This is a genomic window from Serratia sp. 201 (genome assembly GCF_037027545.1).
GTDB lineage: Bacteria > Pseudomonadota > Gammaproteobacteria > Enterobacterales > Enterobacteriaceae > Serratia > Serratia bockelmannii.
In genome coordinates, this window is sequence record NZ_JAXCHC010000004.1 from 384367 (window position 1) to 410487 (window position 26121).

Annotated in this window: 23 protein-coding genes and 1 other annotated feature; of the genes, 13 read left to right on the forward strand and 10 right to left on the reverse strand. The window is 60.3% G+C overall.

From position 1 onward, the window contains the following. From radA to WA302_RS20635, 3 genes are all read left to right on the forward strand, one after another. Nucleotides 1–1386, forward strand: coding sequence for a DNA repair protein RadA (gene radA / locus WA302_RS20625; protein ID WP_025159617.1), 1386 nt, complete (start codon nucleotides 1–3; stop codon nucleotides 1384–1386). A gap of 58 nt (nucleotides 1387–1444) precedes the next feature. Next, nucleotides 1445–2719: a multifunctional transcriptional regulator/nicotinamide-nucleotide adenylyltransferase/ribosylnicotinamide kinase NadR gene (gene nadR, locus WA302_RS20630; protein ID WP_025305219.1), complete on the forward strand. Its 1275-nt coding sequence runs from the start codon at nucleotides 1445–1447 to the stop codon at nucleotides 2717–2719. A 134-nt stretch (nucleotides 2720–2853) separates the two neighbouring features. After that, nucleotides 2854–4287 carry a glycosyltransferase family 39 protein gene (locus WA302_RS20635; protein WP_049207236.1) on the forward strand — a complete coding sequence of 478 codons (1434 nt, stop codon included), beginning with the start codon at nucleotides 2854–2856 and terminating at the stop codon, nucleotides 4285–4287. A gap of 31 nt (nucleotides 4288–4318) precedes the next feature. Here the strand turns inward: WA302_RS20635 and WA302_RS20640 are convergent, their stop codons facing one another. Then, nucleotides 4319–5320, reverse strand: a complete 1002-nt coding sequence (locus WA302_RS20640) for a zinc-binding alcohol dehydrogenase family protein (protein ID WP_089181656.1) — start codon at nucleotides 5318–5320, stop codon at nucleotides 4319–4321. 97 nt (nucleotides 5321–5417) lie between these two features. On the opposite strand from WA302_RS20640, the gene WA302_RS20645 reads away from it, so the two are divergent. Continuing rightward, nucleotides 5418–6329 carry a LysR family transcriptional regulator gene (locus tag WA302_RS20645; protein WP_025305222.1) on the forward strand — a complete coding sequence of 304 codons (912 nt, stop codon included), beginning with the start codon at nucleotides 5418–5420 and terminating at the stop codon, nucleotides 6327–6329. Between the two features lie 31 nt (nucleotides 6330–6360). Here the strand turns inward: WA302_RS20645 and ettA are convergent, their stop codons facing one another. From ettA to WA302_RS20665, 4 genes are all read right to left on the reverse strand, one after another. Beyond that, on the reverse strand, nucleotides 6361–8028 hold the full coding sequence (ettA, locus tag WA302_RS20650; RefSeq protein WP_025159620.1) for an energy-dependent translational throttle protein EttA: 1668 nt from the start codon (nucleotides 8026–8028) through the stop codon (nucleotides 6361–6363). Nucleotides 8029–8170: 142 nt separating this feature from the next. Further along, on the reverse strand, nucleotides 8171–8668 hold the full coding sequence (locus tag WA302_RS20655) for an OmpA family protein (protein ID WP_016929155.1): 498 nt from the start codon (nucleotides 8666–8668) through the stop codon (nucleotides 8171–8173). Nucleotides 8669–8706: 38 nt separating this feature from the next. Beyond that, entirely contained in the window at nucleotides 8707–9954 is a 1248-nt protein-coding gene (locus WA302_RS20660; protein ID WP_025305223.1) for a diguanylate cyclase domain-containing protein, read from the reverse strand. Continuing rightward, nucleotides 9951–10562 (reverse strand): YfiR family protein, encoded by a 612-nt coding sequence (locus tag WA302_RS20665; protein WP_376782233.1) that lies wholly within the window; start codon nucleotides 10560–10562, stop codon nucleotides 9951–9953. The genes WA302_RS20660 and WA302_RS20665 overlap by 4 nt, the downstream gene beginning before the upstream one ends. 633 nt (nucleotides 10563–11195) lie before the next feature. Here WA302_RS20665 and sltY point away from each other — a divergent pair. Continuing rightward, the gene (sltY, locus tag WA302_RS20670) at nucleotides 11196–13124 is read left to right on the forward strand and encodes a murein transglycosylase (protein WP_049205432.1); all 1929 of its coding nucleotides are present in this window, start codon (nucleotides 11196–11198) and stop codon (nucleotides 13122–13124) included. A 54-nt stretch (nucleotides 13125–13178) separates the two neighbouring features. Then, on the forward strand, nucleotides 13179–13508 hold the full coding sequence (gene trpR, locus WA302_RS20675; protein WP_016929152.1) for a trp operon repressor: 330 nt from the start codon (nucleotides 13179–13181) through the stop codon (nucleotides 13506–13508). A gap of 11 nt (nucleotides 13509–13519) precedes the next feature. Here trpR and yjjX read toward each other — a convergent pair whose 3' ends face one another. Next, nucleotides 13520–14038 carry an inosine/xanthosine triphosphatase gene (gene yjjX, locus WA302_RS20680; protein ID WP_004933015.1) on the reverse strand — a complete coding sequence of 173 codons (519 nt, stop codon included), beginning with the start codon at nucleotides 14036–14038 and terminating at the stop codon, nucleotides 13520–13522. A gap of 101 nt (nucleotides 14039–14139) precedes the next feature. Between yjjX and gpmB the strand changes: the two genes are divergently transcribed. Beyond that, nucleotides 14140–14787 carry a 2,3-diphosphoglycerate-dependent phosphoglycerate mutase GpmB gene (gene gpmB, locus WA302_RS20685; protein ID WP_025305227.1) on the forward strand — a complete coding sequence of 216 codons (648 nt, stop codon included), beginning with the start codon at nucleotides 14140–14142 and terminating at the stop codon, nucleotides 14785–14787. Here the strand turns inward: gpmB and robA are convergent. Continuing rightward, a complete protein-coding gene (robA, locus tag WA302_RS20690; RefSeq protein ID WP_025305228.1) occupies nucleotides 14784–15653 on the reverse strand; it encodes an MDR efflux pump AcrAB transcriptional activator RobA in 870 nt (289 codons plus the stop codon). The genes gpmB and robA overlap by 4 nt on opposite strands. A 342-nt stretch (nucleotides 15654–15995) precedes the next feature. Between robA and creA the strand changes: the two genes are divergently transcribed. Next, nucleotides 15996–16475 (forward strand): protein CreA, encoded by a 480-nt coding sequence (creA, locus tag WA302_RS20695; RefSeq protein ID WP_004933005.1) that lies wholly within the window; start codon nucleotides 15996–15998, stop codon nucleotides 16473–16475. A gap of 51 nt (nucleotides 16476–16526) precedes the next feature. Here the strand turns inward: creA and arcA are convergent, their stop codons facing one another. Continuing rightward, nucleotides 16527–17243: a two-component system response regulator ArcA gene (gene arcA / locus WA302_RS20700; RefSeq protein ID WP_025305229.1), complete on the reverse strand. Its 717-nt coding sequence runs from the start codon at nucleotides 17241–17243 to the stop codon at nucleotides 16527–16529. Nucleotides 17244–17872: 629 nt separating this feature from the next. Here arcA and WA302_RS20705 point away from each other — a divergent pair. The 5 genes from WA302_RS20705 to thrC all read left to right on the forward strand — a co-directional run bounded on the left by WA302_RS20705 (nucleotide 17873) and on the right by thrC (nucleotide 23604). Continuing rightward, on the forward strand, nucleotides 17873–18559 hold the full coding sequence (locus WA302_RS20705) for a tRNA/rRNA methyltransferase (protein WP_025305230.1): 687 nt from the start codon (nucleotides 17873–17875) through the stop codon (nucleotides 18557–18559). 212 nt (nucleotides 18560–18771) lie between these two features. Next, entirely contained in the window at nucleotides 18772–18840 is a 69-nt protein-coding gene (thrL, locus tag WA302_RS20710; RefSeq protein ID WP_086581142.1) for a thr operon leader peptide, read from the forward strand. Beyond that, nucleotides 18779–18896, forward strand: a sequence feature (Thr leader region). Its footprint overlaps the gene before it by 62 nt. A gap of 24 nt (nucleotides 18897–18920) precedes the next feature. Further along, nucleotides 18921–21380: a bifunctional aspartate kinase/homoserine dehydrogenase I gene (gene thrA, locus WA302_RS20715; protein ID WP_049205431.1), complete on the forward strand. Its 2460-nt coding sequence runs from the start codon at nucleotides 18921–18923 to the stop codon at nucleotides 21378–21380. 1 nt (nucleotide 21381) lies between these two features. Beyond that, nucleotides 21382–22311, forward strand: a complete 930-nt coding sequence (gene thrB / locus WA302_RS20720) for a homoserine kinase (protein WP_164068037.1) — start codon at nucleotides 21382–21384, stop codon at nucleotides 22309–22311. A 3-nt stretch (nucleotides 22312–22314) separates the two neighbouring features. Beyond that, nucleotides 22315–23604, forward strand: a complete 1290-nt coding sequence (thrC, locus tag WA302_RS20725) for a threonine synthase (RefSeq protein ID WP_060448179.1) — start codon at nucleotides 22315–22317, stop codon at nucleotides 23602–23604. Nucleotides 23605–23650: 46 nt separating this feature from the next. Here thrC and yaaA read toward each other — a convergent pair whose 3' ends face one another. Both yaaA and WA302_RS20735 read right to left on the reverse strand, forming a co-directional pair. Then, nucleotides 23651–24427 (reverse strand): peroxide stress protein YaaA, encoded by a 777-nt coding sequence (gene yaaA, locus WA302_RS20730; RefSeq protein WP_336064717.1) that lies wholly within the window; start codon nucleotides 24425–24427, stop codon nucleotides 23651–23653. Nucleotides 24428–24532: 105 nt separating this feature from the next. Continuing rightward, nucleotides 24533–25969, reverse strand: a complete 1437-nt coding sequence (locus WA302_RS20735) for an alanine/glycine:cation symporter family protein (RefSeq protein ID WP_033641226.1) — start codon at nucleotides 25967–25969, stop codon at nucleotides 24533–24535. Nucleotides 25970–26121 lie beyond the last annotated feature (152 nt).

Genomic DNA, 26121 nt, shown 5'->3' on the forward strand with positions numbered 1-26121 from the left:
GTGGCAAAAGCGGCAAAACGGGCATTTGTGTGCAATGAGTGCGGGGCGGACTATCCGCGTTGGCAGGGGCAGTGCAGCGCCTGTCATGCCTGGAACACCATCACGGAAGTGCGTTTGGCCGCGTCGCCGGCCGCGGCGCGCAACGATCGCCTCAGCGGCTATGCCGGCGACGCCGGCGTCAGCAAAGTACAGAAGCTGTCGGAAATCAGCCTTGAGGCGCTGCCGCGCTTTACCACCGGCTTTCTCGAGTTCGACCGCGTGTTGGGCGGTGGCGTGGTGCCCGGCAGCGCCATTCTGATCGGCGGCAACCCCGGCGCCGGCAAGAGCACCCTGTTGCTGCAGGTGCTGTGCAAACTGTCTGAACAGATGAAAACCCTGTACGTCACCGGCGAGGAGTCGCTGCAGCAGGTGGCGATGCGCGCTCACCGTTTGGGGCTGCCGACCGGCGGCCTGAACATGCTGTCGGAAACCAGCATCGAGCAGATCTGCCTGATCGCCGAGCAGGAGCAGCCGAAGCTGATGGTGATCGACTCGATTCAGGTGATGCACATGGCGGACATTCAGTCTTCGCCGGGCAGCGTGGCGCAGGTGCGGGAAACCGCCGCCTATCTGACGCGCTTCGCCAAGACGCGCGGCGTGGCGATCGTGATGGTCGGGCACGTCACCAAAGATGGCTCGCTGGCCGGGCCAAAAGTGCTGGAACACTGCATTGACTGTTCGGTGCTGCTGGACGGCGACGCCGATTCCCGCTTCCGTACCCTGCGCAGCCACAAGAACCGCTTCGGCGCGGTCAACGAGCTGGGCGTGTTCGCCATGACCGAACAGGGGCTGCGCGAAGTCAGCAACCCTTCGGCGATCTTCCTTAGCCGCGGCGATGAAGTCACTTCCGGCAGCTCGGTGATGGTGGTGTGGGAAGGCACCCGGCCGCTGCTGGTGGAGATCCAGGCGCTGGTGGATCACTCGATGATGTCCAACCCGCGCCGCGTGGCGGTGGGCCTGGAGCAGAACCGGTTGGCGATCCTGCTGGCGGTGCTGCACCGGCACGGCGGGCTGCAGATGTCGGATCAGGACGTGTTCGTCAACGTGGTCGGCGGGGTGAAGGTCAGCGAGACCAGCGCCGATCTGGCGCTGCTGATGTCGCTGGTCTCGAGCCTGCGCGATCGGCCGCTGCCGAACGATCTGGTGGTGTTCGGCGAAGTGGGGTTGGCGGGGGAGATTCGCCCGGTGCCGAGCGGCCAGGAGCGCATCTCCGAAGCGGCCAAGCACGGCTTCAAGCGCGCCATCGTGCCGCACGGCAATATGCCGAAGAAGCCGCCGGCCAACATGCAGGTGTTCGGGGTCAAGAAGCTGGCGGACGCGCTGGACGTGCTGGAAGAGTTTTATTAATGTCGCCGACGGCGAGCAAGATATGCTATTTTGTTTAGCATATTAAACGGAGGTGGCCATGCCGCAATTTGATTACCTGAAGACGTCCATCAAGCAAAAGGGTTGTACTCTGCAGCAGGTGGCGGATGCCAGCGGCATGACCAAGGGCTATCTGAGCCAGCTGTTGAACGACAAAATCAAAAGCCCGAGCGCGCAAAAGCTCGAGGCGCTGCACCGTTTTCTCGGGCTGGAGTTCCCGCGCAAAGAGGTTAAAGTCGGCGTAGTGTTTGGTAAATTTTACCCGCTGCACACCGGCCACATCTATCTGATCCAGCGCGCCTGCAGCCAGGTGGACGAGTTGCACGTTATTTTGTGCCACGACGAACCGCGCGACCGCGAGCTGTTCGAGAACAGTTCGATGTCGCAACAGCCGACGGTCAGCGATCGCCTGCGCTGGCTGCTGCAGACCTTCAAGTACCAGAAAAACATCCATATCCACTCGTTCGACGAGCAGGGCATCGAACCGTACCCGCACGGCTGGAACGTGTGGAGCGACGGCATGAAGGCCTTTATGGAACAGAAGGGCATCGTGCCGAGCTTCATCTATTCCAGCGAAGCGCAGGATGCGCCGCGCTACCGCGAGCATCTGGGCATCGAAACCATTTTGGTCGATCCCGAACGGTCGTTCATGAACATCAGCGGCAATCAGATCCGCCAGGATCCGTTCCGCTATTGGGATTACATCCCGACCGAGGTGAAGCCGTTCTTCGTGCGCACCGTGGCGATCCTCGGCGGTGAGTCGAGCGGCAAGTCGACGCTGGTCAACAAGCTGGCCAACATCTTCAACACCACCAGCGCCTGGGAATATGGCCGCGATTACGTGTTTTCGCACCTGGGCGGCGACGAGATGGCGCTGCAGTACTCCGACTACGACAAAATTGCCCTCGGGCAGGCGCAATACGTGGACTTCGCAGTCAAATATGCCAACAAGGTGGCGTTTATCGATACCGATTTCGTGACTACGCAGGCGTTTTGCAAAAAGTACGAAGGGCGTGAACACCCCTTCGTGCAGGCGCTGATCGACGAATACCGTTTCGATCTGGTGATCCTGCTGGAAAACAACACGCCGTGGGTGGCGGACGGCCTGCGCAGCCTCGGCAGCAGCGCCGATCGCCTGGCGTTCCAGCGCCTGCTGGAGGAGATGCTGCGCGCCAACAACATCGAGTACGTGCACGTTGAGTCCAGCGATTACGAAGAGCGCTTCCTGCGCTGCGTCGAGCTGGTGCAACAACTGCTGGCGGCGGACGCCGGCCGGCTGGCGAATGCGCCCGCCCATCGCCACGCCGCAGGCTGAGGGAAATTAGCGTAATGTGCGATCGCGGCGGCAGAAACGGCCGCCCGGGCGCACATTTAACGGCTTGTTTAAACATGGTTCATTCGACAGCGACTAAGTTAAGATTTTCTTTACAATAACGCTCAGAAGAAGTCATGTCTTATCGCTTACTCGCTCTCTGGTTGGTCTGCTATGCCGCAGCCTGGACGCTGCTGACCGTTCATCTCGATCCTACCCTGCCTTACGACGCCGTTGAGGCGCTCAACTGGGGCCTCAACGGCGAGTGGGGCTCACCGAAAAATCCTTGGTTGGTCGGTGCGGCGATGCAGCCGGCGATCGGGCTCTCGTGGCTGCCGCTGAACGTTTACTGGTACGGCGGCCACTTCATCGCCATCGCCATCGGCATGTTGGGCGTCTGGCTATTGGCGCGCCGCCTGAGCGGCAGCACCTCGCTGGCCTGGATGGCGCTGCTGACGCTCAACCTGTCCGGCATCATCAATTTCGACATCATTCCCTACAACGACAACTACCTGTTGGTGATGCTGTGGCCGTGGATGGCGCTGTTCTTCCACCTGGCGATCTCGCGTTCGGCCAACTGGTGGCCGGCCTTCGCATTGGCCGCCGGGCTGGCGATGATGGCGAAGTACTCGACCTTCGCCTTCGTCTATTTCGCGGCGCTGTCGACGCTGTTCGTACCGCAGATCCGCCGCTGCTACCGCCAGCCGCAGTTCTATCTAGCGGTGGCGATCTGGTTGGCGCTGGTGCTGCCGAACGTGTTCTGGTTGTGGAACCACGACTTTGCCGCCTTTAAGTGGGTGGATTCGCAGATCAAGATGCAGCTCAATCTCGACATGCTGCAGTCGCTGCTGCTGGTGTTTTATCCGTCGCTGGTGCTGTGGGGGATCCTGCGGCGCAGCGGGGCGGTGCTGGCCTGGCCATCGGCCTTGCCGATGCGGGTGTTGCTGTGGGTCTACCTGTTGCCGCTCGGCATCATTACCTTCTGGTTCTCTTTCAACGTCGGCGGCCGGCTGACCGAATGGCTGCAGCCGTTCTTCATGCTGGCGCCCGCGCTGCTGGTCGGTTGCGTGCGTCAGCCGCCGGTGCGTTCGCTGCGCGCGGCGACCATTGGGCTGATGTGTGCGGCGCTGGCGGTCTATCTGGGTTACGCCGCGGTGATGCTGGGCAACGTGCGCAACGCCGGCCAGAAAATGGTGGGTATCAAGGCGTTCAGCGCCGGGGTGGAGCGGCTGTGGCAGGAGCGGTATGGCGTCGACCTACGCTACGTCGGCGGCGAATACCTGTCGCAGTGGATGACGGTGTACGCCGGTTCCCGGCCGCAGACCATTACGCGCTGGTCCAATCATACGCGGCCGAATATCTACAACGTCAACATCAGCTATCCGCAGATTGCGCAGCACGGCGTCGCCCTGTTCGGGCGGTTGGGTGAAGACTGCGCGCATAGCGATTTCGGCGGGGAGCTGGCCCACTGGCCGAAACTGCGCCTCGACTGGCAGCAGACGCTGACCTTCCGCGCCGATCCGCAGGCCGATGAGCAAACGCTGTGCGTAGGTTTCGTTCGTCCGCAATAACGGCGGCGCAGAACGCCGCCGCGATGCGAACTTAGTAAGCGATAACCAGCTTGCCTTGCATGTGGCCGCCGAGTAGCTGTTGATGTGCGGCGGTCAGCGTGTCTACCGACAGCCCGTGCAGGGTTTCGCTCAGCGTGGTGCTCAGCTTGCCCTCGTCCAGCAGCTGCGCCACTTGCTGCAGGATCTTGCCCTGTTGCGCGATGTCCGGGGTGGTGAACATGCTGCGGGTGAACATGAACTCCCAGTGCAGCGCGGCGCTTTTCAGCTTCAGCGCGTTTTGATCCAACGGCTGCGCGTTCTCGACGATGGTGCAGATATGGCCGAGCGGCGCGACAAGCTCGGCCATCGCCGGCCAGTGGCCGTCGGTGTCGTTCAGACACAGGATGTAATCCACCTGCTCGATGCCCTGCTGCGCCAGGTTGTCCTTCAGATCGCGGTAATCCACCACCAGATCGGCGCCGCGCTCACGGCACCAGGCGGCGGATTCCGGTCTTGATGCGGTAGCGATTACTTTCACCTTGCTGCGCAATGCGGCCAGCGGAATGGCCAGCGAGCCGACACCGCCGGCGCCGCCGATGATCAGCAGCGTCTTGTGCTCCGGCGCGTCCTGAATGTTCAGGTGTTCGAACAGCGCTTCCCAGGCGGTGAGGGCGGTGAGCGGCATGGCGGCGGACTCGGCCCAGTTCAGGCTGCGCGGTTTGTGAGCGGCGATGCGTGAGTCGATCAGCTGGTGGCTGCTGTTGCTGCCGGGCCGGGTGATGTCGCCGGCGTACCACACTTCATCGCCGGGCTTGAAGCCGCTGACGCTGCTGCCCACGCCCACCACGATGCCGCTGGCGTCCCAGCCAAGGACGCGTGGCTGCTGCAGGCCGCTTTTCTGCAGACCGGCGTGCACTTTGGTGTCCACCGGATTGACCGACGCCGCTTTCACTTCCACCAACAGATCGTACTGACCGGGTACCGGCATCTCCGGTGAGATTTCGATGAAACCGGCGGGGTTCTGCGGGTCTACGGCAATGGCTTTTATCGACATGATTGTACTCCTTTCAAATGATGCCTCCAGTGTAGACCCGCAGCAGTGGGGTGATAAGATGGACAATATCTAACGGAGTGTTCGTTTAAGGTGAACAATGGAATTCAAACAGCTGCAGGACATGGCGCTGTTCGCGCTGGTGGCGGAGTGCGGCAGTTTTACCGCCGCCGCGCAGCGCGTCGGGCTGCCGAAGTCCAGCGTCAGCCAGCGTATCAGCCAGCTCGAACAAACGCTGGGGCTGCGATTGCTCAATCGCACCACGCGCCAGCTGAACCTGACCTTCGCCGGTGAGCGTTATCTGGAGCATTGTCAGGCGATGATGTCCGCCGCCGAACGCGCCGATCTGGCGCTGCAGCGGCTGCGCGATAACCCGAGCGGCCGCCTGCGCATCTCGACGCCTGCCGGGCTAGGGGCAACCCTGGTGGCGCGGCTGGCGGCGGATTTTCAGCGCCAGTACCCGGACGTTTCGCTGGAGGTGTCGGTGTCCGACGCCATGGTGGATCTGGTGCAGGAAGGTTACGACGCCGCACTGCGTACCGGCAAGCCGCAGGATTCTTCACTGATCGGCCGCCGCCTCGGGTACGCGCCGCGCTATCTGTTGGCTGCGCCATCCTATCTGGCGCAGCATCCGCCGATCGAACACCCACAGCAACTGCAGCAGCATCGTTGCATCGCCCATCGGGCTTGGACGGCCTGGAACCTGCGCTGCGGCGACGATTATTACCGCTGGCAGCTGCCGCTGGCGCACACCACCGACAACCTGCTGTATGCACGCGAATGTGCCATTGCCGGTGCCGGCATCACGCTGCTGCCGGCGTTTCTCAGCCGCGAGGTGGTGGCGCAGAAGCTGTTGGTGGAGGTGTTGCCGGCGTGGCGTGCGGAAGGGAACGAGCTGTATCTGGTCTACCCGAGCCGCAAGCTGAATTCCCCGGCGCTGGCCTGTTTCATCGATGTGGTGCTGCAGCATCCGGCGTTCGACGACTACGCGCGCGAGTTGGCGCGGGAGTAAAAAAAAGGCGCCGCATGCGGCGCCTTGGGTATTACTTGGCGATCTTCTTGTACTTGATGCGGTGCGGCTCGAGCGCGTCGGCGCCCAGCGTACGCTTCTTGTACTCTTCGTACTCGGTGAAGTTGCCTTCGAAGAATTCCACCTTGCCCTCGTCCTGGTAGTCCAGGATGTGGGTGGCGATACGGTCGAGGAACCAACGGTCGTGCGAGATCACCATGGCGCAGCCAGGGAATTCCAGCAGGGCGTTTTCCAGTGCGCGCAAGGTTTCGATATCCAGGTCGTTGGTCGGTTCATCGAGCAGCAGCACGTTGCCGCCAACCTGCAGCAGCTTGGCCAGGTGCAGACGGCCACGCTCACCGCCGGACAGCTCGCCCACGCGTTTGCCCTGATCGACGCCCTTGAAGTTGAAGCGGCCGACATAGGCACGGCTCGGCATCTCGGTGTTGCCGATGCGCATGATGTCCTGCCCGCCGGAGACTTCTTCCCACACGGTTTTCGAACCGTCCATGCTGTCGCGGAACTGATCGACGGACGCCAGCTTGACGGTATCGCCCAACACGATGCTGCCGGAATCAGGCTGCTCCTGACCGGACATCATGCGGAACAGCGTAGATTTACCCGCGCCGTTCGGGCCGATGATGCCGACGATTGCCCCTTTCGGCACCGAGAACGACAGGTCATCGATCAGCAGGCGGTCGCCGTAGGACTTGCGCAGGTTGCTGACTTCGACCACTTTATCGCCCAGGCGTGCGCCAGGTGGGATGAACAGTTCGTTGGTTTCGTTACGTTTCTGGTATTCGGTGTTGTTCAGCTCTTCGAAGCGGGCCAAACGGGCCTTGCCTTTGGACTGACGGCCTTTGGCACCCTGACGCACCCACTCCAGCTCTTTCTCGATCGACTTGCGACGAGCGGCTTCGGCGGACGCTTCCTGCGCCAGACGCGCGTCTTTCTGCTCCAGCCAGGACGAGTAGTTGCCTTCCCACGGAATGCCTTCGCCGCGGTCCAGTTCGAGGATCCAGCCGGCCACGTTATCCAGGAAGTAACGGTCGTGGGTGATCGCCACCACGGTGCCTTCGAAGTCGTGCAGGAAGCGTTCCAGCCAGGCCACGGACTCGGCGTCCAGGTGGTTGGTCGGTTCGTCCAGCAGCAGCATGTCCGGTTTTTCCAGCAGCAGGCGGCACAGCGCGACGCGGCGGCGTTCACCCCCGGACAGGTGGGCGATTTTGGCGTCCCAGTCCGGCAGGCGCAGCGCATCGGCGGCGCGTTCCAGTTGGGCGTTGAGGTTGTGACCGTCGTGCGCCTGAATGATCTCTTCCAGGCGGCCCTGTTCGGCGGCCAGCTTGTCGAAGTCTGCGCCTTCTTCCGCGTACAGCGCGTACACTTCGTCCAGGCGTTTCAGCGCGCCGACCACTTCCGCCAGCGCTTCTTCCACCGATTCACGCACGGTGTGTTCGAGGTTAAGCTGCGGCTCCTGCGGCAGATAACCGATCTTGATGCCCGGTTGCGGGCGCGCTTCCCCTTCGATATCGGTATCGATGCCGGCCATGATGCGCAGCAGGGTGGACTTACCGGCGCCGTTCAGGCCCAGTACGCCGATTTTTGCCCCAGGGAAGAAGCTCAGGGAGATGTTTTTCAAAATATGACGCTTCGGCGGTACTACCTTGCCGACGCGGTGCATGGTATAGACGTATTGAGCCACGTTGCTCTAAGCCTCTCTATATCAGTATTTATAGGATGTCTGGCGGCATGAGTGTAGCCCGTTTCGATCTCGGATCCCAGACATCGCTCAGCGATCGCTAAGTATAACCGTTTATGCGCCGATAAAGGCGCATATTGGTGGCTTATGGCGTGACGACGATCGCGACGCGGCGGTTTTCCGCGCGGCCGCTGGAGGTGCGGTTATCGGCAACGGGGTCGCGTTTGCCCATGCCGCGAGTTTCGATATTGGCGCGCGGAATGCCGACGCTGGCCAGCAGATCGGCCACCGCATCGGCGCGGCGCAGGGATAGCTGGTCGTTGTAGCTGTCTTCACCGTAGTTGTCGGTATGGCCGTCCAGGCGGAACTTGGTGATGCCGACGCTCAGCAGCGCACGGCCCATCTTCTGCACCGTCTCGGTGCTTTCCGGGTTCAGCTTGCCGATATTGTTGCCGAACAGTACTTTATCCGACAGGCCGAACTCCCAGCCGTTATCGGTCAGTTTGAAGCCCTGCGATTGCAGCAGTGCAACCTGCTCGGGCGTCAGGCCCTGCGGTTTGCTCTGGCAGCCGGCGAGCGCCAGCAGGGCGACGAACGCCATCGCCAGCAGTGAAAAACGACCTTTAAACAGTTGCTGTATCATAGTCAAAATCCCTAGTTCAAGTGTTATAGCCGGGGCTCTTATTTATGTATAGCCAGCCGCCAGCCTCCGTTATAACGATGCTTTGCCTGATACATCGCATCGTCAGCTTCGTGCAAAAGACCCTGAGGCGTTGACGCGTGATCAGGGTACAGCGCAATACCGATACTCAGAGAGGTAATGACCGTCTCGTCGTTCGGCAAAATGACCGGTTGCGTCATGCAGTCGATGATGTTGTCAGCGATCTGCAAGACATCTTCCGTGCCGTGTACCGGCGCCAGCAGCACGGCGAATTCATCCCCTCCCAGGCGTGCGACCAGATCGGTTTCGCGCAGCTGCGCGCGAATGCGCCCGGCAATGGTGGTCAGCACCGCATCGCCTGCGGCGTGGCCGTAACTGTCGTTCACCTCCTTGAAACGATCGCCGTCGATAAACAGCACCGCCAATTTCGCCGGCGATTCGATATCGCCCAGCGCCCGGCTCAGTCGCCCTTCGAAGAAGGCGCGGTTCGGCAAACCGGTCAGGCTGTCGTGCGTTGCCCGGTGCGCCAGCGAGTCGTTCTCCTGCTTCAGATGGGCCTGCCAGGCCTCCAGCTCGTCGAGCAAGCCGTTGAAATCATTGCTGAGCTCATGCAACTCGGCGATAGGCGCCGACGGCACCCGCAGGCCGAAGGTGCGATCGCGGCGCACCGCATGCGCCACATTGGCGATGTCGTCCAGCGAACTGACGATGCCGACCAGCATACGGCGCGACAACACCAGGGCGCACAGGGTGCTGAGCACCAGGCAGGCGATCATGCCGACCATGCCGCGCAACAGGAAACGCAGCAGGCTGCCGCCGTTACCGCTCAGCCAGACCTGACCGACCTGCTTGCCCTCGTGGGTGATAGGCAGAATGACCGGCTCGGGCAGCGCCCAGTGCGCGACGATCTGCTCAAGGCCATGCAGCGGCCCATCGGTGGGATGGCGCCAGTTGGCTAGCATCTTGCCGTTGTTGTCGAGGATCCGCACGTCCGATACCTCTTCGTTGGAGGCGATCAGCATCAGCGCCTCGCGCGCGGCAGTGCGATCTTCAAACACTACGGCGGCTTCGACGGTATAGCTGATGGAGCGCGCGATCAGGTGCAGGTTGTGATTGGCATAGGCGCGCAGCGCAAACAGCGCCACCAGCGTCAAAAAGATGCCGGCGGTGCCGACGGCGATCAGCGCCAGCCCAAGATGCACCCGCTGCAGCACTCGGCCCAGCGTCGGGCGCGCATTGCCAGAGCGGTTTCTACGCAACAGCCTCATAGCGGCGGCGCCTGTTTGCGTGCCAGCTGCAGCACGTTGGGGTGAACGCGCACGCCGCTGCGCGCCAGAGCGTCCAGGTTGACCTTGAAACTGGCCTGGTCCCCATCGATCTGCAGGCAAAAAGCGCTGCCGGCGGAGCATTCGCTATCGTTTTCGCTGATGCTGAGAATGGAGTTGCCGGAAATGCGCTGCATGAAATTTTGTCTCTGCGCGGCGGTGATGTTCCCTAAGTAGATGACATCGCAGCCGGTACTCAGCGTTGGGCTGTCGAACGGCACGCGCTCGGTTTTAATCGGGCGCGGCGCGCTCAGCAGGATCGGATCGAACAGCCCTTCGGCATACTGGGTGGGTGCGGTCACGCACAACCGGATCGGATTGGGTTCACGCGACCAGCGGGCGTAGCTGATGATGCCGACCACCACGGTCGTCACGGCGTGCGTGCGCTTTTGATAGGGATCATCGGCGGCGTGCGCAGGCCCGGACAACGTCAGCAGCGCTAACAAAACGATCAGCAGCAGGCGACCGATATTCAGGCGTGCGCCAAGGAAGCCCGGCTCGGGGCTTTTTGCGCAACGCATTGCTATCGCGGTCTTATTCGCCATCTTCACCCGCCATTCCGGCCTGATCCACCGCCCGCAGGCCGTGGCCTGACAAGGAAAAATCCGGCCCGCTTGAAGGGACTATCGTTTTGCTGAAAGCTGTCAGTCGCACTGCCTAATGAACACTATCTAACCCATAATTGGCGCGGATTGTATTATAAGATGTCTTCGTTGGGCGCTTTATGTGCTGTTTTCTCGGAATTATCCTACTTATTTTTGATAGTATAAAAATGCCTACCCGGGTTTGCCACCGCTTTTCTGCAAAGTTGGCGCGTTTGGCCAGCTGTCAGGCGATTTGCGCAACGGCGGGCTCATATCTCAAATGAAATAATGTGATAGCTAATAATTAAAAAGCATTTTACTTCTTTCATAAACACCGGGCCGGTTAATAAAAATCCGGTAACTGGAAATATCCCGGCGACCTGATTTGTCAGTCAAAGTAAACGTTTTTTACCTGGCTCCCGTCATGGCGATACACTTCTTCTTCTACAGTATTGAATGGATAAGCGATTGCGCTGTCTATGGTAGATATCTGCGTCCGGGCCGTGCGCCCGGCTTTATTTTGTCCCGCGGCGCCGTGCGCGGCGGTCACCGGGGGGGCTGGGCGGCTCCCTCGGTACAACCAGTGAGGAAAGAGCGAGGATGGTCAAGGTGGACAAGCGACGGCTGTTGGCAATGGGGCTGTGCCTGACGGCGTTTTCAGGCGCGGCGCTGGCGGATTCTCTGGATGCGCAACGTCAGCGCTACCAGCAGATCAAACAGGCGTGGGACGGCAATCAGATGGACGTGGTGGCGCAGCTGATGCCGACGCTGCGTGATTATCCGCTTTATCCTTACCTGGAATACCGCGAGCTGACACAGGATCTTAGCCAGGCGGGGTTCTCCGAGGTGAACGATTTTATCAAGCGCAACCCGACGCTGCCGCCGGCGAAATCGCTGGCGCCGCGCTTCGTTAATGAGCTGGCGCGGCGCGAAGACTGGCGCACCCTGCTGGCCTTCAGCCCACAGCCGCCCAAACCGATGGCGGCGCGCTGCAACTATTACTACGCCAAATGGGCTACCGGCGACCAGCAGGCGGCCTGGAGCGGCGCCGATGAACTGTGGTTGAACGGCAAAACGTTGCCGAGCGCCTGCGATCGGCTGTTCAGCGTCTGGCGCGGCGCAGGCAAGCAAACGCCGCTGGATATTCTGGCGCGTATGAAGCTGGCGCTGAAAGAGGGCAACAGCTCGCTGGTCAGCAACCTTTACAGCCAACTGCCGGCCGACTATCAAACCATGGGCAACGCCCTAGTGCGCTTGCAAAACGATCCGACCACCGTGGAAGCCTTCGCCCGCAGCGTAGGGCCGACCGACTTTACCCGTGCCGCCACCGGCATCGCCTTTGAACGCCTGGCGCGGCAGGATGTGGAAAACGCGCGGGCGATGATCCCGACGCTCGCGCGGCTGCAGAAAATGAGCGACGACGAGCGGCTGGGGCTGGAAGAGTCGGTGGCCTGGCGCCTGATGGGCAGCGACGCTACCTATGAACAGGCGCAGTGGCGCGATCAGGTGATTCTGCGCAGCCGTTCGCCTTCGCTGCTGGAGCGCCGGGTGCGCATGGCGCTGGGTAACGGCGATCGGCAGGGCGTCGCGACCTGGCTGGCCCGTCTGCCAGAAGCGTCGCGCAACAAGGATGAGTGGCGCTACTGGCGCGCCAGTCAGCTGATGGACGAAGGCAAACGCGCCGAAGGCGAGGAGATGTTGCGCAACCTGATGACCGAACGCGGTTTCTATCCGATGGTGGCGGCGCAGAAGCTGAACGCCACTTATCCGGTGATGGTGGCGGTGGCGGCCAAGCCGCGCACGTCGCTGGTCGACGGGCCGGAGGTCGCCCGGGTACGCGAGCTGATGTACTGGAATATGGACAACCTGGCCCGCAGCGAATGGGGCTCCTACGTCGCCAGCCGCAGCCGGCCGGAACAAGAGGCACTGGCGCGCTACGCCTTTGAGCAAAAATGGGCCGATCTGAGTGTGCAGGCGACCATCGTCGGCAAGCTGTGGGATCATCTGGAGGAACGCTTCCCGGTCGCTTGGCCACAGGAGTTCCGCCGCGCCACCGATGACAAGGGGATCACCAGCAGCTATGCGATGGCGATCGCGCGCCAGGAGAGCGCCTGGAATCCGAAGGCGCAGTCGCCGGTCGGTGCCGCCGGCCTGATGCAGGTGATGCCGCGCACCGCGCAGCATACGGTGCAGATGTTCAATATTCCCGGCTATGTCGGCCCGAGCCAACTGTTCGATCCGCAGACCAATATCACCATCGGCACCAGCTATCTGGAGTCGGTCTATCAGCAGTTCGGCCGCAACCGCATTCTGTCGAGCGCCGCCTATAATGCCGGCCCGTCGCGGGTGAATACCTGGCTGGGCAACAGCGCGGGGCGGATCGATCCGGTGGCGTTCATCGAAAGCATTCCGTTCTCTGAAACCCGCGGCTACGTCAAGAACGTGCTGGCTTATGATGCGTTTTACCGTTATCTGACGCACCGGCCGGCCAAGGTGCTGACCGACGCCGAGTGGCAGAGACGTTATTGATTTTGACGGCCCTATGGTATGCTGCTGTACTAGTTAAATAGTATGGTGGCTGCCATGACGCAATTATCGTTAAACGACCCCGCTCTTTCAGAACAAGGCAATGAGGATTGGCTGCGCTTCGTCGCGCTGCTGCAGAATTCGTTTGCGCAAGAACTTCATCAACCGCTGTTGCAGCTGATGTTGACGCCGGACGAGCGCACCGCGCTGGGCACCCGGGTGCGGATCATTCAGGAATTGATGCGCGGCGAGATGAGCCAGCGCGAGCTGAAAAATGAACTGGGCGCGGGGATCGCCACCATCACCCGCGGTTCTAACAGCCTGAAAGCGGCTTCACCCGCGCTGAAACAGTGGCTTGAGCAGCAGTTGCTGCACGACGCGCCCTAGCAGACTCAGCGTTATTGCTGATAGATGGCGTTGTGGAACGGCACCAGCGCCAGCAGCAGCGCCTGGTGGTAAACGCTGGTGCGGCTCAGCCGGCCGTCGGTGAAGACGCCGATGGCGCCGCCCTGACGTTTCACCTCGGCGTTGCCGGTGATCGCCGCCATTTCGCTGCCCAATTCGCGACCGGCGCGAATACCTTGTAAGATGACTTCCGGCAGCATCAGGCTCGCCGAGCGGGATTCGCCACGGATGTGCGGGTTCTCGATGGTCATCCAGGCGAAGGTCATATTCTCTTCAATCCCGGCTTCCACGCCGACCCAAAAATCGGCCTCGGGCCTGACCTGGCGCGCTTCCATGACGCGTTGACGCGAACCGGTGCGGGTTTCGTGGTTGCCTATCGGCTGCAGCGAGACGCCGCTGGCGACGTCAACGGATTCAATGCGGTATTGGCCCGCGCCAAAGACGTCATCGAAGGCGAGTTGAATAGCCTTGATCTTTGCCGGGTTGGTAGTTGCAGCGACAACATGGTACATAACGGGTTTGATATCCTTCTGGCCGATACGCCGGGCAGCGGCAAAAGCGCCGCCGGGCCGGGGATAAACGCAAATTTCACGCAGTATAACGGAAAACAAAAATGTTACAGGTATACCTCGTTCGCCATGGCGAAACGGAATGGAACGCGGCTCGCCGCATCCAGGGTCAGTCCGACAGCCCGTTAACCGCCATGGGTGAACACCAGGCCCGTCTGGTCGCCAGGCGGGTCAGCAAAGAAGGCATTACGCACATCATTACCAGCGATCTGGGGCGCACGCGCCGCACCGCGCAAATCATCGCCGAAGCCTGTGGCTGCGAAGTGATTGGCGATCCGCGTTTGCGTGAGCTGCACATGGGGGTTCTGGAAGAACGCCTGATCGACAGTTTGACGCCGCAGGAAGAGCAGTGGCGCAAACAGATGGTCGATGGTACTCCTGACGGCCGTATCCCTCAAGGCGAATCCATGGAGGAACTCGGCGAGCGCATGCGCGCCGCGCTGGAGAGCTGCCTGATGCTGCCGGAAGGCAGCAAGCCGCTGCTCGTCAGTCATGGCATCGCTTTGGGGTGTTTGATCAGTACGGTGCTGGGGCTGCCGGCCTATGCGGAACGCCGCTTGCGCTTGCGCAACTGCTCACTGTCGCGCGTCGATCATCAGCAGAGCCCGTGGCTGGCTTCCGGCTGGATCGTGGAAACGGCGGGCGATGTCACGCATCTGGACATGCCCGCGTTGGACGAACTGCAGCGTTAACGCCGAATCGGGATCAGGTAATCGCACTTGATCTCGATAGGCGCCTGATGCGGACGGCGCTCGCCTTTCGGGTAGAAGCGTTCGATGTCGTGCCCTTTGCGGCGCGTCAGCTGGAGCGCCGGCAGGCAGGTGCCGTACACCGTCAGAATAAAGTCTTGCAGGTTCTCGGTTGGCCCTTCGTAGCTGAACATCGCAAACTCACCGCCCGGCAACACCAGCGGCTGGCCTTCCTGTACCTTGTCAGGCACCTGATCCGGCTCCAGCGCCGTGGTATACAGCACTTCCTGTTCGTCGTCCTTCTCCTGGCTTGGGCGCGAGTGGTGCAGCCCGTACAGCACCGGCGGCAGGGTTTCGACGTCACCGAGGAACTGACGCCAGAACTGCGAGCGCAGTTCAGTGCGCACGGTGGTGATCTGTTCCAGCGTACAGGAGTAGCTTTGGGTCAGGCCGACCAGGTGTTTGTCTGGCAGCGAGACGAATTCCGGCTGCGGCAGAGTGAAGGCCCCCAGACGGATCGGCGGACAGATGCCGAACGCATTCCAGTCCTCGGCGCGGCGGTACAGCGCCGGCGTTTGCGCAAACTGTTTTTTGAAGGCGCGGGTGAAGGTCTGCTGCGAGTCGAAACGATATTGCAGGGCGATATCCAAAATCGGCCGGCTGGTCAGACGCAGCGCGACGGCGGCTTTGGACAGTCTCCTTGCCCGGATGTAAGCACCGATGGCATTACCGGTAATATCTTTGAACATCCGTTGCAGATGCCATTTGGAGTAGCCGGCCTTGGCCGCCACGTTATCCAGCGACAAGGGTTGGTCCAAATGGCTTTCCAGCCAGCTAAGCAGATCACGAATGATACCGGCTTGATCCATAGATCTTCCTCGTAAAGCTTGGGGGTAGGAACCCGAACTGTTGATTCGTCACGCTGGTGCTGCGCTATCAGACCGATCCATGAGCCATTATGCGTTGCACTCTTTGCCTCTGCTGCGCATGCCGCGCCAGAGTTGGATTGGGGTACACCGTAGTGGGCGCAAAGAAATAACGACGCCGCATCATAGCAACTTTTTTACTCCGCGACTCTCAAAGATTTTTGTCACGCTCTGTGCTAAAACGGACGGTGCGGACCCGTATAAAACCGATTCCGTGAGCTTAGACATAAATAATGGCGATCGCCGAACCTATTTTTGCGGCAAGGTTATATCGGAGTTAAGTAAATGAAAAAAAGCTGGATATTTTTATTCGGTTTGGTTTGCGCAACCGTGGGAAGCGCACAGGCGGAGCAAGTGGGTTCCGTTGATACGGTGTTTAAATTGTTGGGGCCGGACCACAAAATCGTGGTCGAAGCGTTCGACGATCCGGATGTTAAAAATGTAACTTGTTATATCAGCCGCGCCAAAACCGGCGGCATCAAAGGCGGCCTGGGGCTGGCGGAAGACACCGCCGACGCGGCCATTTCCTGCCAGCAGGTCGGGCCTATAGAGCTGAGCGACAAGATCAAAAATGGCAAGGCGGAAGGCGATGTGGTGTTCCAGAAACGCACTTCGCTGGTGTTCAAGAAGCTGCAGGTGGTGCGCTTCTACGACGCCAAGCGCAATTCACTGATCTACCTGAGCTATTCCGACAAGGTGATCGATGGCTCGCCGAAAAATGCGCTGAGCGCGGTGCCGATCATGCCGTGGGCTGAGACGAAATAAAAAAACGGGGTTCAGCATGCTGAACCCCGTTTTCATGACGGCAGGCGGGAGTTACTCTTCCAGCTCGCCGCAGAAGCGGTAGCCTTCGCCGTGAATGGTGGCGATGATTTCCGGCGTGTCCGGCGTCGATTCGAAGTGTTTGCGAATGCGACGGATGGTGACGTCCACGGTGCGGTCATGTGGCTTCAGTTCGCGACCGGTCATCTTCTTCAGCAGTTCGCCACGGGATTGGATCTTGCCCGGGTTTTCGCAGAAGTGCAGCATGGCGCGGAATTCGCTGCGCGGCAGTTTGTACTGTTCGCCGGCCGGGCTGATCAGCGAGCGGCTGTTGATGTCCAGTTCCCACCCGTTGAACTTGTAGCTCTCGACCAGGCGGCGCTCTTCGCCCAGGCTGCCCAGATTCATGGTGCGCGACAGCAGGTTACGTGCGCGGATAGTCAGCTCACGCGGGTTGAACGGCTTGGTGATGTAATCGTCGGCGCCGATTTCCAGGCCGAGGATCTTATCCACTTCGTTATCGCGGCCGGTCAGGAACATCAAGGCGACGCTGGCCTGTTCACGCAGTTCGCGCGCCAACAGCAGGCCGTTTTTGCCTGGCAGGTTGATGTCCATGATGACCAGATTGATATCATTTTCAGACAGGATATTGTGCATCTCTGCACCATCATTGGCTTCATGAACAATGTAGCCTTCCGCCTCGAAAATGCTCTTCAGGGTGTTACGAGTGACTAACTCGTCTTCGACAATCAGAATGTGCGGGGTCTGCATATTTGCTACCTAAAATTGCCAACAAAATAGAAAATAGGAAGTACAGAAGTCTCTGTTTTCTTAGAGGAGGGCAGAGATAGCGCCACGTTCCCTCTCAGCAAATGACTAAAGTACGTAAACTCGTTCTTGATGCACTTTCCATCTCATGTCAACAAGATCGCTAGCCTGGTGGGGATGCTGTTCCCTACAACCCCTGGGGTGCCAAATCGGCGCATATCCTAACCCCATTAACAGCAATATAACAGCGCGTGCCGAATTCATCACCCAACAAAACTACGCTTTGTTGACATATATCAAATTCAATTGTAGCACGTTAACAGATTTGTGAAAAACACTTACAGAAATGCCAGTTTAAGTCACAGAACCTCAAATTCTGTGAACGATTCAGCATTATCGGGCCCGATAGGATACAATTATTCGCTTATTGATCATCGTCTTGTTTTAACTCATTGATAAATAAATACAGTAAAACATAAGCATGAATAATGACTATTACGGCGGATTTATTAGCTCAACGAGCCGTTTAATCTTGTTTGTTGCTATTAACGCGTTTATTGTTACGCAATTGTAAATATAAGCGGGCGCTGCGATACCGTCAAAAGCGCAGGCCCGCCTTCGGTGGAAGAGTGATGCAGCTTCATATTGTTTTAGTGGCTCCGGCGCGGCCGGAAAACGTCGGCGCGGCGGCGCGCGCGATGAAAACCATGGGCTTCGCTTCGTTGCGCATCGTCGACAGCGAGGCGCACCTGCAGCCGGCTGCACGCTGGGTGGCACATGGGGCCGGCGAGATCCTCGACGGCGTGCAAACGTTCGCCACGTTGGAACAGGCGCTGGCGGATGTAGACTTCACGGTCGCCACCACCGCCCGCAGCCGCGCGCGTTTTCACTACTACTGCACGCCGCCTGAGCTGCTGGAACAGCTGAGTGAGCGTAAGCAGTGGGTCGGCCAGGCCGCGCTGGTGTTCGGCCGCGAAGATTCCGGCCTGACCAACGAAGAGCTGGCGCTGGCAGATTTGCTGACCGGCGTGCCGATGCAGGCGGACTACCCGTCGCTTAACCTGGGCCAGGCGGTGATGGTGTACTGTTACCAGTTGGCGAGCCTGATGGGCGTCAGCACGCCGCAGGAAAAGGTGGCGTCGGAAGGGCAACTCAAAGCGCTGCGCCACCGCGCCGATGCCTTGTTGAACGCTTTGGATGTCGGCGATGACCAAAAATTGCGCGATTGGCTGCATCAGCGCCTCGGGGCGTTGCAACAGCGAGACACGGCGATGTTGCATACGCTGCTGCACGACATCGAAAAAAAACTCGCCAAGTGATAGCGGCTCCATCAGACGGTTACCCAGCGTGATCCACTAGTAAATCGGCTTTAAGTTGTTTTTTTGTTCTGTCGTTTTGCTTTTCACCTCCGATATCGCGCAATGTCGCCGCTGAACGGAAAATAAGCAAAAAAAAGAAATAGTTTGACTTGGGATAGCGATTGCTTTAACCAATAGAGGGGACAGAGTATTTCATGAGACAGACAGACAACATGCGCAACATCAGCCTGAAAACCACAATTATTACCACCACCGATACCACAGGTAACGGGGCGGGCTGACGCGCACAGGAAACACAGAAAAAAGCCCGCACCTAATCAGTGCGGGCTTTTTTTTCGGCTTAAATTCGGAGAGATGACACATGCGAGTGCTGAAATTTGGCGGAACCTCGGTAGCGAATGCGGAACGTTTTCTGCGCGTCGCCGACATCATGGAGAGTAACGCGCGTCAGGGACAGGTAGCCACGGTCTTGTCCGCCCCCGCAAAGATCACCAACCATCTGGTGGCGATGATCGACAAGACGGTGGCGGGTCAGGACATTCTGCCGAATATCAGCGACGCCGAGCGGATCTTTGCCGATCTGCTGAGCGGCCTGGCGCAGGCGCTGCCGGGCTTTGAATACGATCGCCTGAAAGGCGTGGTCGATCAGGAGTTCGCGCAACTCAAGCAGGTGCTGCACGGCGTCTCGCTGTTGGGGCAGTGCCCGGACAGCGTGAACGCGGCGATCATCTGCCGCGGCGAAAAACTCTCCATCGCCATCATGGAAGGGGTGTTCCGCGCCAAGGGCTATCCGGTCACGGTGATCAACCCGGTGGAGAAGCTGCTGGCGCAGGGCCACTACCTGGAGTCTACCGTGGACATCGCCGAGTCCACGCTACGCATCGCCGCCGCGGCGATCCCGGCCGACCACATCGTGCTGATGGCCGGTTTCACCGCCGGTAACGACAAGGGCGAGCTGGTGGTGTTGGGCCGCAACGGCTCCGACTATTCCGCCGCGGTGCTGGCCGCCTGCCTGCGCGCCGACTGTTGCGAAATCTGGACCGACGTCGACGGCGTGTATACCTGCGATCCACGCACCGTACCGGACGCCAGGCTGCTGAAATCGATGTCGTACCAGGAGGCGATGGAGCTCTCCTACTTCGGCGCCAAAGTGCTGCACCCTCGCACCATCACACCGATTGCCCAGTTCCAAATCCCTTGCCTGATTAAAAACACCTCTAACCCGCAAGCCCCCGGCACGCTGATCGGTAAAGACAGCACCGATGACGCGATGCCGGTCAAAGGCATCACCAACCTGAACAACATGGCGATGATCAACGTCTCCGGCCCGGGCATGAAAGGCATGGTCGGCATGGCCGCACGGGTGTTCGCCGTGATGTCGCGCGCCGGCATTTCGGTGGTGCTGATCACCCAATCCTCTTCCGAATACAGCATCAGCTTCTGCGTGCCGCAGGGTGAACTGCAGCGCGCCCGCCGGGCGCTGGAAGAGGAGTTCTATCTGGAGTTGAAAGACGGCGTGCTGGATCCGCTGGACGTCATGGAACGCCTGGCGATCATCTCGGTGGTCGGTGACGGCATGCGCACCCTGCGTGGCATCTCCGCGCGCTTCTTCTCCGCGCTGGCGCGCGCCAACATCAATATCGTCGCTATCGCCCAGGGCTCTTCCGAGCGTTCAATTTCGGTGGTGGTCAGCAATGATTCCGCCACCACCGGCGTGCGCGTCAGCCACCAGATGCTGTTCAACACCGATCAGGTGATCGAAGTGTTCGTCATCGGCGTCGGCGGCGTCGGCGGGGCGCTGATCGAGCAAGTCTACCGCCAGCAGCCGTGGCTGAAGCAAAAACATATCGATCTGCGGGTGTGCGGCATCGCCAACTCGCGCGTGATGCTGACCAACGTGCACGGCATCGCGCTGGACAGCTGGCGCGACGAGCTGGCCGGCGCGCAGGAGCCGTTCAATCTCGGCCGCCTGATCCGGCTGGTGAAGGAGTATCATCTGCTGAACCCGGTGATCGTCGACTGTACCTCCAGCCAGGCGGTGGCCGATCAATACGTGGACTTCCTGGCGGACGGTTTCCACGTGGTGACGCCGAACAAAAAGGCCAACACCTCGTCGATGAACTATTATCAGCAACTGCGCGCGGCCGCTGCCGGTTCGCACCGCAAGTTCCTCTATGACACCAACGTCGGCGCCGGTCTGCCGGTGATTGAGAACCTGCAAAACCTGCTGAACGCCGGCGATGAGCTGGTGCGCTTCTCCGGCATCCTGTCCGGGTCGCTGTCCTTTATCTTCGGCAAGCTGGACGAAGGGATGTCGCTGTCGGCCGCGACCCTGCAGGCCAGGGCCAACGGCTACACCGAACCGGATCCGCGCGACGACCTGTCCGGTATGGACGTGGCGCGCAAGCTGCTGATCCTGGCGCGCGAGGCCGGTTACAAACTGGAACTGAGCGATATCGAGGTTGAGGCGGTGCTGCCGCCGTCCTTCGACGCGTCGGGCGATGTGGATCAGTTCCTGGCGCGGCTGCCGGAGCTGGATAAAGAATTCGCGCGCAACGTGGCCAACGCCGCCGAGCAAGGCAAGGTGCTGCGCTATGTCGGCCTGATCGACGAAGGGCGCTGCAAGGTGTGCATCGAGGCGGTGGACGGCAACGATCCGTTGTATAAAGTGAAGAACGGCGAGAACGCGCTGGCCTTCTACAGCCGCTATTATCAGCCGCTGCCGCTGGTGCTGCGCGGCTACGGCGCCGGTAACGATGTGACCGCAGCGGGCGTGTTTGCCGATCTGCTGCGCACACTGTCATGGAAGTTGGGAGTTTAATATGGTTAAGGTGTATGCACCGGCCTCGATCGGTAACGTCAGCGTCGGTTTCGATGTGCTGGGCGCGGCGGTTTCGCCGATCGACGGCACGCTGCTGGGCGACTGCGTCAGCGTCGAAGCCGCCGAAACGTTCAGTTTGCAGAATGCCGGGCGCTTCGTCAGCAAGCTGCCGGCCGAGCCGAAAGAGAACATCGTTTATCAATGCTGGGAGCGCTTCTGCCAGGAGATCGGCCGCGAAGTGCCGGTGGCGATGCGGTTGGAAAAGAACATGCCGATCGGATCGGGGCTGGGTTCCAGCGCCTGTTCGGTGGTGGCTGGGCTGATGGCGATGAACGAATTCTGCGATCGGCCGCTGGATAAAATGACGCTGCTCGGCCTGATGGGCGAGCTGGAAGGGCGCATTTCCGGCAGCGTGCATTACGACAACGTGGCGCCATGCTATTTGGGTGGCCTGCAGCTGATGCTGGAAGAAGAAGGCATCATCAGCCAGGAGGTGCCGTGCTTCGACGATTGGCTGTGGGTCATGGCCTATCCCGGCATCAAGGTGTCCACCGCCGAAGCGCGCGCCATTTTACCCGCACAATACCGTCGTCAGGATTGTATCAGCCACGGCCGCTACCTGGCCGGCTTTATTCACGCCTGCCACACCCGGCAGCCGCGGCTGGCCGCCAAATTAATGCAGGACGTGATCGCTGAACCGTACCGCACCCGGCTGTTGCCGGGCTTCGCCGAAGCGCGCAAGGCGGCGCAGGACATCGGCGCGCTGGCCTGCGGCATCTCCGGCTCCGGCCCGACGCTGTTCGCCGTCTGCAACGACGGCGCCACCGCGCAACGCATGGCCGCCTGGCTGCAACAACACTATCTGCAAAACGACGAAGGTTTTGTTCATATTTGCCGTCTGGATACTGCAGGCGCTCGACTACTGGGATAACGCATGAAACTGTACAACCTTAAGGATCACAACGAGCAGGTCAGCTTCGCGCAGGCGATCAAACAAGGCCTGGGCAAGCAGCAGGGGCTGTTTTTCCCGCTGGAGTTGCCGGCGTTCGAACTGACCGAGATCGACCAGCTGCTGGAGCAGGATTTTGTCACCCGCAGCAGCCGCATTCTGTCGGCCTTTATCGGCGAAGAGGTGCCGGAAGCGGCGCTGAAGAAACGCGTACAGGCCGCCTTTGAGTTCCCGGCGCCGGTGGCGAAAGTGACGGAAGACGTCTCCTGCCTGGAGCTGTTCCACGGCCCGACGCTGGCGTTCAAAGACTTTGGAGGCCGCTTTATGGCGCAGATGCTGGCGGAAGTGGCCGGCGATCAGCCGGTGACCATTTTGACCGCCACCTCCGGCGACACCGGCGCCGCCGTGGCACACGCCTTCTACGGCCTGAAAAACGTCCGGGTGGTGATCCTGTATCCGCAGGGCAAAATCAGCCCGCTGCAGGAAAAGCTGTTCTGCACCCTGGGCGGCAACATTCATACCGTGGCGATCGACGGCGACTTCGACGCCTGTCAGGCGCTGGTGAAGCAGGCGTTCGATGATCAGGAGTTGAAAGATGCGCTACACCTGAACTCGGCCAACTCGATCAACATCAGCCGCTTGCTGGCGCAGATCTGTTACTACTTCGAAGCGGTGGCGCAGCTGCCGCAGGAAGCGCGCAATCAGCTGGTCATTTCGGTGCCGAGCGGCAACTTCGGCGATCTGACCGCCGGGCTGCTGGCCAAGTCGCTGGGTCTGCCGGTGAAGCGCTTCATCGCCGCCACCAACGCCAACGACACCGTGCCGCGCTTCCTGACCAGCGGCCAGTGGCAGCCGCACGCTACGGTCGCGACGCTGTCCAACGCCATGGACGTCAGCCAGCCAAACAACTGGCCGCGCGTGGAAGAGCTGTTCCGTCGTAAGGTCTGGCAACTGAAAGAGCTGGGTCACGCGGCGGTCAGCGATGAGACCACCAGGGAAACGATGCGTGAACTGGCCGAGCTGGGCTATATCTCAGAACCACACGCGGCCATTGCCTATCGCGCGCTGCGCGATCAGCTGCAGGAAGGAGAGTTCGGCCTGTTCCTCGGCACCGCGCATCCGGCCAAGTTTAAAGAGAGTGTGGAAGCGATCCTCGGCCAGGAGCTGCCGTTGCCGAAAGCGCTGGCGCTGCGGGCTGAGCTGCCGCTGCTGTCGCACACGCTGCCGGCCAACTTCGGCGAGCTGCGCACGTTCCTGATGGGGCTGCCGGCCTGAAGTTCGGCAGGCTAAAATGCGAAAGCCGTCTTGCGACGGCTTTTTTTTATGCCTGCTCCGGGCGTTTGAACACCAGTTCATTGCCTTGCGAGGCGGCTTCGTCGAAGGCGTAGCCTTCCAGGTTGAAGTCCACCAACTGTTCGCTGCGCGTCAGGCGGTTCTTGATGATAAAGCGGCTCATCAACCCGCGCGCTTTCTTGGCGTAGAAACTGATGACCTTGTACTTGCCGTTCTTCTCGTCGAGGAACACCGGTTTGATCAGCGCGCCGTGCAGTTTGGCTGGCTTCACCGCCTTGAAATACTCGTCGGACGCCAGATTGACCACCACGTCATCGCCCTGTTGCTCCAGCGCTTCGTTGAGCTTTTTGGTGATCTGATCGCCCCAGAAGCTGTACAGGTCTTTGCCCTTCGGGTTTTCCAGCTTGATGCCCATCTCCAGCCGATACGGCATCATCAGATCGAGCGGGCGCAGTACGCCATACAGGCCGGACAGCATGCGCAGATGCTGCTGGGCGAAGTCGAAATCGGCTTCGCTGAAATCCTGCGCCTGCAGGCCGGTGTAAACGTCGCCTTTGAACGCCAGCAGCGCCTGACGGGCATTGTCCGGGGTAAATGTCGGCTGCCACTCGCTAAAGCGCGCGGCGTTCAGCCCAGCCAGCTTGTCGCTGATGCTCATCAGGCTGGCGATTTGCGCCGGCGTCAGCTCGCGGCAAATTTTGATCAGCTGTTTCGACTTGTCCAGCAGTGCGGGCTGCGTGAAGCGTTCTGTCGCCAGCGGGCTTTCGTAATCGAGCGTTTTTGCAGGGGAAATAATAACGAGCATGGCCAGATCCTGTTTATCCAAGTGCGGATACTGTAGCAAAAAGCGCGGGAAAAAGGGGCAATCGGTCCAATAGGCGGGGCGCGTATCGCAGGCGCCCCGGAAAACTCAGCGCGGCGGCTTTTGATCGTCCCACACGCCCGGCTCCAGCTGCGACTTCAGCTCCGGGAATCGGGTGGCGTCGAAGGTTGGCAGTTTGCCCAGGCGGCGTTGGCGATGGTAGTCGTCGGCCAGTTTCAGCGCCACCCGCGACAGCAACAGGATCGCCGTCAGGTTGGTGATCGCCATCAGGGCCATGGAGGTATCCGCCATTTTCCACACCAGCGGCAGCTCCGCCAGCGCGCCGAACATCACCATGCCCAGCGCCACGCAGCGGAAAATCAGCAGGCCGCCCGGGTGGTTGTGCTCGAGAAACACCAGGTTGCTTTCGGCATAGGCATAGTTGGCGATAATCGAGGTGAACGCGAAGAAGAAGATGGCGATGGCGACGAACGGCGCTCCCCAACTGCCGACGGCAGTCGACAGCGCGCGCTGCGTCAGATCGATGCCGCTGATGCTGTCGGTCGGCTGATCGAGTATGCCGGAAGAGAGGATGATCGCCGCGGTGGCGCTGCAGATGACGATGGTATCGATAAACACCCCGAGCATTTGCACATAGCCTTGCGAAGCCGGATGCGGCGGATAAGGCGAGGCGGACGCCGCCGCGTTGGGCGCCGAGCCCATGCCGGCTTCGTTGGAGAACAGGCCACGCTGCACGCCCTGAGTCATCGCCTGGGAAATACCGTAACCGACGGCGCCGGCCGCGGCTTCCTGCAGGCCGAAGGCGCTTTTGAAGATCAGCGCCAAGATCGCCGGCATGTGTTCGATGTTATGGCCAATCACCCAGAGAGCCAACAGCAGGTAGGCGCCGGCCATCAGCGGCACCACCAGTTCGGCCACTTTGGCGATGGAACGGATGCCGCCGAAGATCACCACGCCGCTCAGCAACACCAGGCCGATGCCGACGTGCAGCGGCTGCAAATGGAAGGCGACGGCGGAGGCCTGGGCGATGGAGTTGGCCTGTACGGCGTTGAACACCAGACCGAACGCGATGATCAGGAAGATGGAGAACAGCACGCCCATCCAGCGCATGCCGAGACCTTTTTCCATGTAATAGGCCGGGCCACCGCGGTAGTTGCCGTTATCGTCTTTGGTTTTGTAGAGCTGAGCCAGCGAGCTTTCCACAAAGGAGGTGGCCATGCCGATAAACGCCACCACCCACATCCAGAAGATGGCGCCGGGGCCGCCGGCGGTGAGGGCAATGGCGACGCCGGTCAGGTTACCGGTGCCGACGCGCGCCGCCAGCGTGGTACAGAGCGCCTGAAAAGAGGAGATGCCGGCGCTGTCGCTTTTATTGCTGTTTTTCAACACCGAGAACATGTGGCTGAAGTGGCGAAGCTGGATAAAGCGGGTACGCAACGTGAAGTAGATGCCGGTGCCGAGCAACAGATAAATCAGCACTGACCCCCACAAAATGTTGTTTATAAAATTCATCAGGTCCGTCAAGGGATCCCTCCTCTTATCGAAATGTCATGCGCACCTGGCAGCATCCACCGCAGGTGAAAAACATTGGCCTATTTTTTACAAGAGCTTAGCTGGAATCGGTCCGGCGTCAGTCGATTAAGATTTTTCGCAGATTAGCGGACGAATTGCATCAA

Bases quoted from the DNA above. Each gene is read 5' to 3' on its own strand.
- nadR (WP_025305219.1), top strand. From the start codon at position 1,445: ATGCCGCAATTTGATTACCTGAAGACGTCCATCAAGCAAAAGGGTTGT.
- WA302_RS20635 (WP_049207236.1), top strand. From the start codon at position 2,854: ATGTCTTATCGCTTACTCGCTCTCTGGTTGGTCTGCTATGCCGCAGCC.
- WA302_RS20640 (WP_089181656.1), bottom strand. From the start codon at position 5,320: ATGTCGATAAAAGCCATTGCCGTAGACCCGCAGAACCCCGCCGGTTTC.
- WA302_RS20645 (WP_025305222.1), top strand. From the start codon at position 5,418: ATGGAATTCAAACAGCTGCAGGACATGGCGCTGTTCGCGCTGGTGGCG.
- WA302_RS20655 (WP_016929155.1), bottom strand. From the start codon at position 8,668: ATGATACAGCAACTGTTTAAAGGTCGTTTTTCACTGCTGGCGATGGCG.
- WA302_RS20660 (WP_025305223.1), bottom strand. From the start codon at position 9,954: ATGAGGCTGTTGCGTAGAAACCGCTCTGGCAATGCGCGCCCGACGCTG.
- sltY (WP_049205432.1), top strand. From the start codon at position 11,196: ATGGTCAAGGTGGACAAGCGACGGCTGTTGGCAATGGGGCTGTGCCTG.
- trpR (WP_016929152.1), top strand. From the start codon at position 13,179: ATGACGCAATTATCGTTAAACGACCCCGCTCTTTCAGAACAAGGCAAT.
- yjjX (WP_004933015.1), bottom strand. From the start codon at position 14,038: ATGTACCATGTTGTCGCTGCAACTACCAACCCGGCAAAGATCAAGGCT.
- gpmB (WP_025305227.1), top strand. From the start codon at position 14,140: ATGTTACAGGTATACCTCGTTCGCCATGGCGAAACGGAATGGAACGCG.
- robA (WP_025305228.1), bottom strand. From the start codon at position 15,653: ATGGATCAAGCCGGTATCATTCGTGATCTGCTTAGCTGGCTGGAAAGC.
- creA (WP_004933005.1), top strand. From the start codon at position 15,996: ATGAAAAAAAGCTGGATATTTTTATTCGGTTTGGTTTGCGCAACCGTG.
- arcA (WP_025305229.1), bottom strand. From the start codon at position 17,243: ATGCAGACCCCGCACATTCTGATTGTCGAAGACGAGTTAGTCACTCGT.
- WA302_RS20705 (WP_025305230.1), top strand. From the start codon at position 17,873: ATGCAGCTTCATATTGTTTTAGTGGCTCCGGCGCGGCCGGAAAACGTC.
- thrA (WP_049205431.1), top strand. From the start codon at position 18,921: ATGCGAGTGCTGAAATTTGGCGGAACCTCGGTAGCGAATGCGGAACGT.
- thrB (WP_164068037.1), top strand. From the start codon at position 21,382: ATGGTTAAGGTGTATGCACCGGCCTCGATCGGTAACGTCAGCGTCGGT.
- thrC (WP_060448179.1), top strand. From the start codon at position 22,315: ATGAAACTGTACAACCTTAAGGATCACAACGAGCAGGTCAGCTTCGCG.
- yaaA (WP_336064717.1), bottom strand. From the start codon at position 24,427: ATGCTCGTTATTATTTCCCCTGCAAAAACGCTCGATTACGAAAGCCCG.